Annotated in this window: 10 protein-coding genes; 4 read left to right on the top strand and 6 right to left on the bottom strand. The window is 69.9% G+C overall.

Annotation, left to right across the window (positions count from 1 at the left end):
- Positions 1 to 18 precede the first annotated feature (18 nt).
- The 3 genes from AB0H21_RS03235 to AB0H21_RS03245 are packed head-to-tail and all read right to left on the bottom strand — an operon-like array spanning position 19 to position 4,134.
- Positions 19 to 1,311: an MFS transporter gene (locus AB0H21_RS03235; RefSeq protein WP_358510843.1), complete on the bottom strand. Its 1,293-nt coding sequence runs from the start codon at positions 1,309 to 1,311 to the stop codon at positions 19 to 21.
- A 55-nt stretch (positions 1,312 to 1,366) separates the two neighbouring features.
- Positions 1,367 to 2,572 (bottom strand): TetR/AcrR family transcriptional regulator, encoded by a 1,206-nt coding sequence (locus AB0H21_RS03240; RefSeq protein ID WP_358510846.1) that lies wholly within the window; start codon positions 2,570 to 2,572, stop codon positions 1,367 to 1,369.
- 47 nt (positions 2,573 to 2,619) lie between these two features.
- On the bottom strand, positions 2,620 to 4,134 hold the full coding sequence (locus tag AB0H21_RS03245) for an AMP-binding protein (protein ID WP_358510849.1): 1,515 nt from the start codon (positions 4,132 to 4,134) through the stop codon (positions 2,620 to 2,622).
- Between the two features lie 201 nt (positions 4,135 to 4,335).
- On the opposite strand from AB0H21_RS03245, the gene AB0H21_RS03250 reads away from it, so the two are divergent.
- A complete protein-coding gene (locus AB0H21_RS03250; RefSeq protein ID WP_358510852.1) occupies positions 4,336 to 5,520 on the top strand; it encodes a thiolase family protein in 1,185 nt (394 codons plus the stop codon).
- A gap of 72 nt (positions 5,521 to 5,592) precedes the next feature.
- On the top strand, positions 5,593 to 6,063 hold the full coding sequence (locus AB0H21_RS03255) for a hypothetical protein (protein ID WP_358510855.1): 471 nt from the start codon (positions 5,593 to 5,595) through the stop codon (positions 6,061 to 6,063).
- A gap of 9 nt (positions 6,064 to 6,072) precedes the next feature.
- Here the strand turns inward: AB0H21_RS03255 and AB0H21_RS03260 are convergent, their stop codons facing one another.
- Both AB0H21_RS03260 and AB0H21_RS03265 read right to left on the bottom strand, forming a co-directional pair.
- Complete coding sequence (locus AB0H21_RS03260) at positions 6,073 to 6,807, bottom strand: ferritin-like domain-containing protein (RefSeq protein ID WP_358510857.1); 735 nt, start codon at positions 6,805 to 6,807, stop codon at positions 6,073 to 6,075.
- 602 nt (positions 6,808 to 7,409) lie between these two features.
- Positions 7,410 to 8,936 carry an N-acetylmuramoyl-L-alanine amidase gene (locus AB0H21_RS03265; RefSeq protein WP_358510860.1) on the bottom strand — a complete coding sequence of 509 codons (1,527 nt, stop codon included), beginning with the start codon at positions 8,934 to 8,936 and terminating at the stop codon, positions 7,410 to 7,412.
- A gap of 185 nt (positions 8,937 to 9,121) precedes the next feature.
- Between AB0H21_RS03265 and AB0H21_RS03270 the strand changes: the two genes are divergently transcribed.
- Positions 9,122 to 11,266: a family 10 glycosylhydrolase gene (locus AB0H21_RS03270; protein WP_358510863.1), complete on the top strand. Its 2,145-nt coding sequence runs from the start codon at positions 9,122 to 9,124 to the stop codon at positions 11,264 to 11,266.
- 39 nt (positions 11,267 to 11,305) lie between these two features.
- Here the strand turns inward: AB0H21_RS03270 and AB0H21_RS03275 are convergent, their stop codons facing one another.
- Complete coding sequence (locus tag AB0H21_RS03275; protein ID WP_358510866.1) at positions 11,306 to 11,902, bottom strand: GNAT family N-acetyltransferase; 597 nt, start codon at positions 11,900 to 11,902, stop codon at positions 11,306 to 11,308.
- A 569-nt stretch (positions 11,903 to 12,471) separates the two neighbouring features.
- On the opposite strand from AB0H21_RS03275, the gene AB0H21_RS03280 reads away from it, so the two are divergent.
- On the top strand, positions 12,472 to 13,044 hold the full coding sequence (locus AB0H21_RS03280; RefSeq protein ID WP_358510869.1) for an NADAR family protein: 573 nt from the start codon (positions 12,472 to 12,474) through the stop codon (positions 13,042 to 13,044).
- The last annotated feature ends 101 nt before the right edge of the window (positions 13,045 to 13,145 follow it).

Below are 13,145 nucleotides of genomic sequence, written 5' to 3' on the forward strand. Positions count from 1 at the left end.
TTCCGTGGGACGGACAGTTCATTCGCCGCGAGTGATCGCGGCGAATCGGGGGTCGCCTTCGCGACCCAGTTCCGGGAGTCGCGCCACCGCGACGGCGCCCGCGAGGCCGAACGCGGCCAGGGTGAGATACAGCGCGCTGTATCCACCGAGCGCGAGCAGCGCGGGTGCGATGAACGGCACGAACGACTGCGGGACGGTGTTCGCGATGTTGATGATCGCGAAGTCCTTGCCCGCGTTCTCGGCGCTCGGCAGCATGCGCACGCACAGTGCACTGTCGATCGCGAAGAACAGGCCGGTACCGATGCCGAGCAGCGCCGCTGCCACGTACACGTACTCGATCGAGGGCGCGAAGGCCTGCAGCGTGAGCCCGGCGGCGCCGATTACGCCGCCCGCGACGACGAATGGCTTCTGCCGCTGGAGCTTGTCTGAGACGAAGCCTCCGACGACGCTGCCGAGGGCGAGGAGGGCGACTGCGAGCAGCGACGTCAGCAGGACGGGGCCCGCGACATCCTCGGGCGTGAACCCGAACCGGTCCATCATGAAGAAGGCTCCGTAGGTTCCGCTCGCATACGCGCAGGTGACGAGGAACCGCACCAGGAATGCCCACCCGAACGCGGGGTGCTTCCAGGGGTTGAGCCAGAACGAGCGGAGGAGTTCCTTCAGGTTGAGTCCGCCCTCGCCGGCGGCAGGCACGTGCTTCGGATCACGCAGCATGAGGACCGCGATTGTGGTGAGTGCTGCCGAGGTGACGGCGATCACACCCCACTGCACGGCCGGGTCGGTGACGATGCTCACCAGCGCGATGCCGACGAGCGGCGCGAGCGCTCCCGAGAGCCCCATGAAGCCGGAGACGGTGCCCCGTCGCGTGTGGGGGACCTGGTCGGCCAGCAGTGCACTCGTCGCCGCGAACTGGAAGTTGTACATGACCTGAGCGACGCACCAGATGACGGCCACCTGCCAGATCTCGGTGGTGAATGCGAGCCCGAAGTACACGAGGGCACCGCTGAGCCCGCCGACGAGGATCCAGGTACGGCGACGGCCGAGGCGAGCCGCCGTGCGGTCGCTGATGCGCCCGGCCAGGGGGTTGGCGATCAGGGCGAACAGCGCCCCGAAGCCGGTGATGACTCCGAACGCGGCGGCGGCCTCACCGGCGATGCGCGTCGTCTGGAGCGTCAGCAGCAGCTGCGTCGCGGTGAACAAGGCGACGAATACGCCTGCGTTCGAGGAGAAGATCACTCCGACGAGTCGGGCGAACGGGGTGGCCGCGGGAGCCTCCAGAGCGGCTACCGGGGCGTCGTTTTGGATGGGCATGGCACTCCAATGTGCAGGGTGTGGCGCCGCATCGGGGTCGGGTGGATCCTGCGGGCTACCGCTGAAGGTCTGTCGCGGTTTCGAAGAGGAGCAAGTGACACAGGGCGCCGAGCGCTCCCGGCACGCCCCGGTACCTGTTGAGTTGCGGGACCCGCGCGGCGCTGTTGATGATGTCGACCACAGCGTGAACCCGGATCCGCGCTTCACCCGGTGTGAGCGAGGGCCGGGACAGCTGCAGGAGGTGCGTCCACTCGGTCAGGTAATCGTGCTGAGCGCGCCGCGCGACCTCCTGTTCGACGGGCGACAGGTGGCGCGGCTCGGTGATCAGCACGCCGACGAAGTCCTGATTGCCTCGGGTGAAGTCGACGTAGGAACCGGCGAGCGTCCGAAGCGTGGCCTCGGCGTCCCCGCCCGAGGCATAAGCAGCGCCGACTCCGGAGAACAGCACCTCGATCGTTCGACGGAACGACAACGTCAGCAGGTCGGCCTTCGTCGCGAAGTGGTTGTAGACGCTGGGACCGGCGATGCCGACCGCAGCGGCGATCTCCTCCAGGCTGACGCTCTCGAAGCCGGATCTGGCGAACATCCGCGTCGCCTGGGCGAGCAGCGCTTCGCGACGGGATGCCGGCATCAGCGGCTGTGCCGACGCTCCCGTGCCGGCGCGCAGCTCGACATCGCCGAGACGGAACTCGAACACCGCGCCCAGAAGCCGCGCGAGGATCTGCTGGTACTCGGCGCGACCGATGTCGACATGGTGGAAGGAAGGACTGACGAGCAGAGCGAGCAGCGCCCACGCGAGGAAGTCTGCGGAGCCGTCGTTCACCGCCGGGCTCGCGGTGCGCACCCAGGCGGCGAATCGCCGATGTCCGGCCAGGAGTCGCCGCGTCAAACGGACCTGGTCGACGGGGAGGAGATGGCGTGCCTCGCGTTGCCAAAGCACACCGAGCTCGTGCCCATCCAGCGCGATCCCCGCGAGATGGTCCAACGCCGCGTCAACATCGTGCAGTTCGGCGGTCTCGATGGCGGCGAACATCGGCTCCAGCCCGCCCGAGACGACTTCCGAGAGCATGTGACGCTTGCTCGGGAAGTGGCGGTAGAGCGCGGAGGCGCTGATGCCGACGCGCTCGGCGATATCGCTCATCCCGGTCTGCTCGAAACCGCGGGAGACGAATAACGCCGCTCCTGCGTCAAGGATCTGCCGGCGGCGGTCACGGGGCCGCCGGCGCGGAGCCTGATCGGCGACAGGGCTCGGCGTTGTCATCGGCAGTCCTCTTCCCCGCGGCCCCGTACCGCCCGCGACCAGTGTCGTCACGATCGGGTCGACCCGACAAGTCGGCTGATGACCTCGTCGCGGACCGCCGTGCGGCGGGCCTTGCCCGCAAGGTCGCGCAGCGGAGCGTCTCTGAACTCGATCTGTCGCGGCACTTTGTACCCGGCGATTCGTTCGGCCAGGAATGCGACAAGCTCATCGGCCGTGAGCTCGGCCGAGGGGTCTGCCTCGACGAGGGCGTAGGGGACCTGCCCAAGGTCGTCATCGGGAATGCCGACGACGAGGCAGGAGAGGATCGCGGGGTGCGCCGAGATCGCGGACTCGACCTCAGCGGGGTACACCTTGCGACCGCCGACGTTGAACATGTCGACCCGGCGATCGCTGATGTACAGGAACCCGTCCTCATCGAACCACCCGAGGTCACCGACCGTGTCCCATCCGTCCCTCGTCTCAGGCTCGGACCCGATGTAGCGATACGTGGCGCCGGCGGTCGGCCGCATGAAGATCTCGCCAACCTCCCCCGCGGGGAGCATACGCCCCTCCTCGTCGACGATCTTCATCTCGCCGACGAGCGGGCGACCCACCGACCCACGGTGCGCCAGCCACTGGTCGCCGCGGATGGCCGTGACCGAGACCATCTCGCTGCCGCCGTACATCTCCCAGACAGCGGTCGGGCCGAGGATGTCCATCCACGCCTCCTTCAGCTCCGGGGGGCACGCAGCCGCCATATGCCACAGGTGGTGAATCGATGAGACGTCGTAGGCACTCGGGTCTGCCTTGTAGACGGGGAGCATCCGCTGCAGCACCGTCGGGACGGTCGACATGAACGTGACACGGTGCTCGGCGATGAGGCGCAGGCACTCCTCGGCGTCGAAGCGAGCCATGAGGACCACGTGCTGCCCGAGCAGCAGTCCCTGGATCGTGGTGACGAACGGGGTGTTGTGGGTGAGCGGGCCCGTGACGATCTGCGTCTCGCCGGGGATCAGCCCCATCGCCGCTGCAAGCGGGCCGGCGTCGATGCGGCTGTCCTGGGTGGCGGCGATGAGCTTCGGACGGCCCGTACTCCCGCCGGAGGGCACGACCTTCCACACCGGCGACACGACCGACGGGAGCGGCTCGTCCGAAAGCGATGACGAGGGTTCGAAGCCGCTCGGAACACTGGGCGTGGACACATCGGTTCCCTCGCGTCCGACGATGAGCGCTCGCGGCACGAGCGCCAGGATGTCGCGGTACTCGTTCTCGGGCAGGCGCGCCGAGAGCGGGGCGACGATGGCACCGAGCTTCCATGCAGCGACCGCCGCCTGAATCCACTCGAGGCCGTTGGGGAGAACGATCGTGACGTAGTCCCCCTGCCCGACCCCCAGTTCCGCATAGGCACGCGCAAGCCGGTTCGTCGAGGACTCCAGCTCGCCGCGCGTGATGGTGACGGCGCCACAGGTCACCGCGGGCGCGTCGGGCTTCTCGGCGGCAAGGCGTCCGAGCTGGTCGCCGATCGGCGGCACGGCGTTCTCGGCCTGACTCGTCGACTGCTCGGACCGCTGAGTGGACGTCATGGTCTGCTCACCTTCGTTGTGGGTTGCAGCAGTCACTTCGTCGTGCGGCGTTCGGTCACGTCATTGTGAAGCTGCATTAGTTCGTGAGTAAGACCATCATCCCAACAACGTCCGCTTGTCAACCGACCTTGTGGGCAATATGTGAACCTGCAATAGTCATCGTCGACCTCACACGGTCACTCACCAACGAGGAGCATCGCCGTGCCGACCCCCGTCATCGTCGACATCGTCCGAACCGCCTCAGGGCGGGGCAAGCCGGGCGGCGCGCTATCGACCTACCATCCCGTCGACCTGCTCGCAGAGCTTCTGCGCGCGGTGACGGCACGGAACGAGCTCGACCCCGCGATCATCGACGACGTGCTGATCGGCTGCGTCGGGCAATCGGGTGAGCAGGCCATGAACATCGCGCGCAACGCCGTGCTCGCAGCAGGCTTTCCAGTGACGATTCCCGGCGCGACCGTCGATCGGCAGTGCGGCTCCGGACTTCAGGCTGCGACGTTCGCCGCCGCCTCTGTCGCCGCAGGGATTCACGACACCGTCCTGGCCGGCGGCGTCGAGATGATGAGCCGGATCCCGCTCAATTTCGCCACGTCTGGTCGAGACCCGTTCGGACCCGCAATCGGCCAGAGATTCACGGGGGGCCTCGTTGGGCAGGGGATCTCGGCCGAACTGGTCGCCCAGCGCTGGGGCCTGGACCGAGACGAACTCGACGCCTACGCGACGCTGTCGCACGCCCGCGCCGCCGCCGCAACCGCTCGAGGAGTCTTCGACCACGAGATCGTCCCGGTGACCCCGCCCGGAGCGGCCGCACCCCACACGGCGGACGAGACCATCCGTCCGGGCACGAACGCGTCGGATCTGGCGGCGTTGCCCTCGGCCTTCGCGTCATCGGACGCTGCCGCACGGTTCCCTGACATCACGTGGCGTGTGACGGCGGGAAACTCTTCGCCGCTTACCGACGGCGCGAGCGTCGCGCTCATCATGAGCGAAGCGAAGGCGTCGGAGCTCGGCCTCCCCCGGCGGGCGCGGTTCGTCTCCCATGCCGTGGTGGGGAGCGACCCGATCGAGATGCTCACGGGGGTGATCCCCGCAACAAGACGCGCCCTCACCCGCGCCGACCTCACGATGACCGACATCGGCGCATTCGAGATCAACGAAGCGTTCGCGTCCGTTCCGCTCGCATGGGTGCGCGACCTCGCCGCGGACCCGGAACTTCTGAATCCGTACGGCGGCGCGATCGCGCTCGGCCATGCCCTCGGCTCGTCGGGGACGCGACTGCTCGGCACGCTTCTCACACGGCTCGAAGACACCGGGGCCCGCTACGGCCTGGAGGCCGTCTGCGAAGGACAGGGGATGGCGAACGCCGTCGTCATCGAACGGCTCTGACCAGCCGCAACCGCAGTGACACGCCCGTCATGCCACCTTGACGTCAGGATGGCCTGACGAAATACTCGGGGCATGGTCACACCTGACGAGCTCGAGAAACGGTTCACGCTGCTGACGGCCACCGCCCGGTACGACGACCTGCGCGCCCGCGAGGCGCTGGCGTCCTGGGCGCGGGACGATTCCGGCGAAACGGGCGACGCCGATCCGTACGCGCCGCCTCCCCTGACGCGGGAAGAGGCGCTGGAGGCGCTCGCTCTCGGAGAGGTGATCGCGCGCAAGGCCGCGTACGGCCGGCAGCTCGCCGTGCGGTCGGCGCGCGCGGCCGGGGCCTCCTGGTCGCAGATCGGGGCGGCCCTCGGGACGAGCAAGCAGGCGGCCTGGGAGGCGCACAGCCGATGGATCGACGACCAGGCGGAACGCCATCGCCGTGACGGCTACTCCGGCATGGACGAGCAGTACAGCGCGGCCGCGCGTGTCCTCGCCGGCGAGCTCGACGCCGAGCCCACCCCGGACGACGACGGCGTACCGCCACCCGTCCGGTGAGGGCCGCGGTCACGTGAGGGCGGCGAGGGACCTCCGCCCGCGGGGGAAGACCTTGTGCGTCACCGCGGCGAAGAAGGCCGTCACATCGGTGACGAAGACCGTCGCCGGGACGCCGAGGCGGCGCAGCGCGGGGCCGTGGTCGAGGGCGACGACCGCGCAGACGCCGAGCGTGAGCACCCACCAGCCGTAGCGCACGGCCGCGCGTAGCGGCCGGGGCAGGTCCCGGAACCCGTCGCGCAGCCGGTCGCAGTGGAAGGGGACGTGCCGCCGCTCGTCGTCGAAGATCCGGCCCGCGACCTCCGCGGTGAGCCGATCGCCGCTCCCGTCGCGCAGCGCCCGGTAGTAACGCAGGGCGATGACCTCGGCGATCATGAGCACCATCAGTTCGAGCCGGAGCCCCAGCATGCGGCGCAACCGGACGAACACCGCGTCGCTCCAGTGCCCGCTGATGATCGGCGCGCCGGCGGCGGCCAGCAGGCGTGCGAGCAGCCGCGCATGGTCACGCTCCTCGGCGACGAACAGGCGCACCGCCCGCGTGTAGCGGTCGTCACCGGCCGCGGCGGCCTTGGCGACCAGGTTGGCGCCGTCGCCGTCCTCGCCGACCTGGAAGCGTTGCAGGCTGCGCAGCACCGAGCCGTGCAGGCGTGCGCCCGCCGTCCAGTCGGGATCGCCCCGCAGCTCGCGCCGCCGCGCCTCGGCCTCGAAGTCGCGCAGCCAGTCGTCGAAATCATGCGTGTCCGCCATGTCAGCGAACGTATGGGTCGCCTGTGCAGAAACCGCGCAGCCGTTGTGGGGGCTTTGCCAGAGCCATGTGCGAGTACGCCGCACCGCGACCGCCCGGCGGAGTGCGTTCCCCGGACGCGCGACCGCCTTTCCGGCACGCCTTGACAATGGGTCGACAGTGATATTCACGACGGATTGTTCGAGGCCGTGAAATGACCGCCGCGCCCGCTCACCGCGATGCCCGCCGGCGCCGACGCCGAGCTTGGCGAGAATTCCGGCCTTGTTCCTCATTACTTACGCATTTTCCCGGTGGGGGTTTCTGAGTCATTTCGCGTCCGGGACAGGGGAATCGTAGTCAGCATGTTATCAGATGTATAGCAACTAATTGTCAAGAACGGAGTGGCGGACAATTGGTGGTGATGGTGTATGAGCTACTGGGGGTTCCCGAGCGCTCGCTGGGCCTGGACGGGCGTCGCCGGACGACCGGCGGAAGGCGCGTGGCCCGCGCCTCCGGGCGGAGGCGCGGGCCACAGGGGTGGAGCTACGGGCGTCCCGTCAGGCGCCCCCGAACACGGCGCTTACGGACACGGCACTGACGGACACGGCACTGACGGACGCGCCCGTCAGACGCGCGAGATGCGGATCGCGTCGGCGATGACGTAGCCGACGCCGGAGGTCCAGCGGCTCACGGCGACCGCGTTGTAGTCGCCGGCGTTGAGCGCGAAGGTGCCGACGCTGCGCCAGCCTCCGCCGCCCGATCGCTGGTCGACGTACACCGTCTGGTTGCCGCTCGACGTGGCGACGATGTACGGCGCCGAGCTGTTGTAGCCGGGGTCGGAGGAGTACCAGACCTCCACCCGGTAGTTGCCCGCGCTCGGGATGGCCGCCTTGTACCAGGCCGGGTCGCTCGACGCGACGGGGTTGGCGAAGCGGTAGTCGGCGCCGTACCGCTGGGAGGAGAAAGAAGACGTGCCCCAGTTCGCGCTCGCGGTGAACCGCCCCGCGGTGGTGTTGTCGAGGGTCGTGGACCAGGACGGGGTGCCGCCGCCGGTCACGTACGACATGTAGGTGTTCCAGTTCCAGTGCGGGCCCGGGTCGGTGTGCGTCGCGCCCGGCACCTCGACGTGCCCGATGATGTGGGTGCGGTCCTTGGGGATGCCGTACTTGTCGCAGATGTAGCGGGTCAGCGCCGCCGAGCCGCGGTACATCGCGTCGGTGAACCACGAGGCGTTGTCGACGAAGCCCTCATGCTCGATGCCGATGGACCGGGTGTTGTAGTTCCAGTTGCCGGCGTGCCAGGCGACGTCCTTGTCGCGCACCATCTGGGTGACGGCGCCGTCGGAGGAGCGGACGACGTAGTGCGCCGACACCTGGGCGCTCGGGTTCTGGAACCACGAGATGGTACCGGCGTACGAGCCCTGCGTGACGTGGATGATCACCCGGTCGATGGCGTAGCTCGACGGGCGGCTGGAGGCGGTGTAGTTGCTGCTGCTCGCCGCGACCCAGCTCCCGTTCGGGTAGTCGGGGCTGGCGGCGAGGGATGCGTTGAGGTCGCGGGTGCGGGCGTAGGCGCCGCGGTCGGCGGTGACCTCCTGCGGGGCGACCGTCACCCCAGCGGCCTGGACCCCGGTGCCGAGCAGCTGGTACACGGTGTCGGCGTAGAGCCGGGCGATCTCGGGGGTCGAGGCGTTGGCGTACGCGGCGACGGCCTGGTACCACCGCCCGGCGTCCTTCCTCGCCTCGGCGTCGAGCCCGGCCTTGTCGGCGTACGAGCGCAGCACGGCGGCGCCGCCGAGGATGTTGGCGCCGGTGTCGGAGCGCAACGCGTCCACCGACAGGCCGGTGAGCTCGGCCGCGCGTTCGAGGGTGTGGTTGGTGGGGTTGCTGACGAGGTGCATGACGCCGTACCCGCCGCCGGCGCTCGGCTTGCCGCCGTGGCCGTCGAGGTGGGTCTCGGAGTAGGCGAGCGCGACGAGCAGGTCGCGGGGCACCTCCTGGGCGGCGGCGGCGCGGGCGAACGCGTCGGGCAGGGGCGCGGGGGCCGTGGCGTGGGCCGGGCGGACGGTGAAGACCAGGACGGAGCAGGAGATGACGAGGGCGGTGAGCAGGCGGTGTGCGGCTGTGGCCGGCCTGACATCGGGGGGTGTCATGGGGACTCCTCGGTAGAGGGTGCCAACGGCTGCACAGTAGGAAGTTTGATGACAAATGTCGATAATTGACATTACTTTCCATTTGACCGAAGATTTCTGTCCGACTCGACCGCATGTCAAGATCGATCCGACTGACCGTGTGAAGACTATTGCGTTCCGGCGCGCTTGCGATGAAGATTCTTTACATGACCACACCCGGAGCGGGCCGTACGGGCCGGCTCACCGCCGCACCCCCGGTCACCACTCCCCGCACCACCCCCGGCACAGCCGCCCGCACAACCACCCGCGCGGCCGCCCCCCGCCGCGGCGTACTCGCCTCCCTCGCCCGTGCCGCCGCCCTGGGCCTCTCCTTCCTGCTGCTCGGCGCGCTCCTCACGCCCACGGCGTCCGCGAGCGCCGCCCCCGCCTCCGTTTCCGCGACGGCGCCGGCCGTCTCCGTCTCCCCGACGACGTCGGCCGCCTGCGCCACCGACCCGGCGACCCCCAAGCGCCAGCTGCGCGCCATGTGGATCGCGAGCGTCGCCAACATCGACTGGCCGAGCCGCACCGGCCTCACCGCGGCCGCGCAGCAGTCCGAGTTCCGCGCGTGGCTCGACCTCGCGGTCCGCGACCGGATGAACGCAGTCGTCGTCCAGGTCAGGCCGACGGCCGACGCGTTCTGGCCGTCGCCGTACGAGCCGTGGTCGGAGTGGCTCACCGGCACCCAGGGGACCAACCCCGGCTACGACCCGCTCGCCTTCATGGTCGCCGAGGCCCACGCCCGTGACCTGGAGTTCCACGCGTGGTTCAACCCGTACCGCGTCGCCAACCACGAGGACCCGAACCGCCTGGTGGCGAGCCACCCCGCGCGCAGGAACCCGTCCTGGCGGTTCGCCTACGGCGGCAAGATGTACTACAACCCGGGCATCCCCGCCGTGCGGACGTTCATCGAGGACGCCGTCATGGACGCCGTGACCCGCTACGACATCGACGGCGTGCACCTGGACGACTACTTCTACCCGTATCCGGTCAGCGGCCAGACGATCCCGGACGCCGACACCTACGCCCAGTACGGCGGCGGCTTCGCCACCATCGACGACTGGCGGCGCGACAACGTCAACCTGATGATCAAGGAGACGGGCCGGCGCATCCACCAGGCCAAGCCCTGGGTGCGGTTCGGCGTGAGCCCGTTCGGCATCTGGCGCAACGCCTCGACCGACCCGCTCGGCTCGCGCACCTCCGGACTGCAGTCCTACGACGCCATCTACGCCGACACGCGGCTGTGGGTGAAGCAGGGCTTGATCGACTACATCGCGCCGCAGATCTACTGGCACATCGGCTTCGCCGCCGCCGACTACGCCGCCCTCACCTCCTGGTGGTCGGACACGGTACGGGGCACCGGCGTCCAGCTCTTCATCGGCCAGGCCGCCTACCGCGCGGGCGTGTCCGGCCAGGACCCGGCGTGGCAGCAGCCTGGCGAGCTGTCCAGCCACCTGTACGAGAACCGGGGGCATCCGGAGGTCGCCGGGGACATCTACTTCAGCGCCAAGGACGTCCGCGCCGACCGCATCGGCGCGTTCACCCGGGTGATGACCGACCACTACACCAGGCCCGCGCTGGTCCCGGCGTACGGCTCGGCGTCCGCGCCCCAGGCGCCGTCGATCACCTCGGCGACGCGGGTCGCGGGCGGCGTCGCCCTGGCCTGGCGCGGCGGCTCGGGCGCCCCGGTGTCCTACGCCGTCTACCGGGTCGGCGGCTCCCCGAGCGCGGACCCGTGCCAGTTCGCCGACGCGCGCAACCTGCTCGCCACGACCCGTGCGACGTCGTTCACCGACACCACCGCGTCGTCCTCCGGCGCGTACACCTACTACGTGGCGGCGTCCGACCGCACGCACCACGAGAGCGCGCCCAGCGCGGGCCGGGCGGTTCCGGGCACCGGCGGCGGGTTCAGCGTCATCGTGGACAACGCCGAGGCCGGCTTCACCGCGAGCACGGCCTGGGGCACGTCCGCGTACTCGCCCCAGCGATACGGCGCCGACTACCGGTTCGCGACCCCCGTCGCGGCGAGCGACCCGGCGTGGTTCTCGGTCGCCGTTCCCGAGGCCGGCTCCTACCGGGTCGAGGTCCGATACCCGGCCGACCCCGGCTACAACTCGGCCACGCCGTACATCGTCGCCACGGCCACAGGCAACCAGGTCGTCACCGTCGACCAGCGCACGGGCGGCGGCCAGTGGCGCGACCTCGGCACGTTCACGCTCGCGGCCGGCACGCGCGACATGGTCGGCGTGAGCCGCTGGACCTCGGCGACCGGCTACGTCATCGCGGACGCCGTGCGCGTCACCCGGGTGTGACGCGCACCGGCGACCATGCCTGCCCCATGTCTGCCCGGCTCACGAGCGGCCGGGCAGGCGCATCATCGGGTACAGGGCCGGCCCGTCCGGCAGCACCATCGGGTCGCCCACGTCGCGGTAGCCGTGCCGCAGGTACAGCTCGCGGCTGCGGGTGCTGCTGGCCTCCAGGTAGGCGGGGACGCCCGCCGCGTCCAGCGCGCGGTGGTGTTCGCGCAGCAGGGCGCTTCCGGTGCCCCGGCCCTGCTGCTCGGGCAGCACGGCGAGGTAGGCCAGGTAGTGGTGCGGCAGGTGCGGGTCGTACTCGTCCCTCAGTTCGGCGAGCGTCGCGAAACCGTCGGCGTAGACGTCCTTGAGCGACATGACGTACTCGTCAAGGCCGGGCGCCGGGGGAACCGGGGGCCCGTCATTGCGGAACCACACGGCCACCGCCGCCCCGTCGGCCGTCGCGTGTACGTCGCCGTAGGCGAAGGCGTGCCCGGCATGCCGGGAGTAGATGCCTCGCAGGATCTGGCGGCGGTCGTCCTCCGGCGGGACGAGCCAGGCCGACACCTCCAGGTCGTGGAACGCGGTGCCGATGACGCCGCCGATCTTCTCGGCGGCCCCGGGCTCATCGTGAACACGGATGATCTCGGTCATTTGCTTCCTCCGATCGCCGCCTGGGCACCCAGGCCGATGCCGGCGTGAACGCGCACGTCATCGGCCGGCCGGAGATCCGGCAGAGCGACACCAGTCACGATGCGTGATCTTATAGGCGTTTTGTCAAATCTGCCATTACTCACTCCGAACAAGATGTCCGGGACGGACCATCAGTGATCGTGCGCGAATGGGAACCGGACGGCCTCCACCCGTCGAATGCCGTGACGCGCGTCCGGCCGGCACGTCAGCACGATCGAGACGCCCAGAATCCCGGATGAACCAGGGAATACGACTGCCCCACCAACCCCACCGGTCCCTGACGGAGGCCGTGCCCGATTACGGATGCCCGGCCGAAAAGAACCGGGCCGACCATTTCCGGGTGACCTGGAAAATCCTTGACTGACGCCCTGTGGTCCGACGCTATATAAAGCGACCGAATCCCTCGATTCCCCACCCGCGGCGCGGCCGGATCCACGTTTCCCCCAGCCCCCGAGAACGCCCCGTCGACCCAGGGTGACGACGGGGGTTGCGATATGCGATGGCAGGCAGGCGTCCGGACATGTCACTGTATGACGGTGTCCGAGGCCCTCACCCTGCCGTGCTCCGTGGACGAGGCCGTCGCCGCCGAGAAAGCCGGCCGCGGCCTGCGCTATCTGTTCTTCTGGGGCCACCGCCCCGCCCGCGATGGCGGCGTCGGCCCGGGCGTGCTCAGCCAGTGGTGGCCGGGCGACTTCACCGAAGACGGCCACCTGTTCCGGTCCGCCGAGCACTACATGATGGCCCACAAGGCATGGCTGTTCGGCGACGGCGAGACCGCCGCCGCCGTCCTCGCCGCGGACCACCCCGCCGAGGCCAAGGCGCTCGGCCGCAGAGTGCGCGGCTTCACCGACGAGACGTGGAACGCGCACCGGTCCGAAATCGTGACCCGCGGCAACATCGCCAAGTTCGGCGGGGATCCCGAGCTGAAGGCCTTCCTGCTCGCCACCCGGGACCGCGTCCTGGTCGAGGCGAGCCCGCGCGACCGGATCTGGGGCATCGGGCTCGCGGCCTCGGACGAGCGCGCGGCCTCCCCCGCCACGTGGCAGGGCCTCAACCTGCTCGGATTCGCCCTCATGAGGGCACGCGACGCCCTGGCGGCCTGAGCCATGAAGGCCGCGATGCCCGGTCGATACCTCTGCCGGTTCGTCCCCGGCGGGGAACCGCGCCCTCCGGGCCGGGTGCGCCCCTCGCCGCCCCCGCCCTA

It is taken from the genome of Sphaerisporangium sp. NPDC051011 (genome assembly GCF_040653595.1).
In the GTDB taxonomy this organism is placed as follows: domain Bacteria; phylum Actinomycetota; class Actinomycetes; order Streptosporangiales; family Streptosporangiaceae; genus Sphaerisporangium.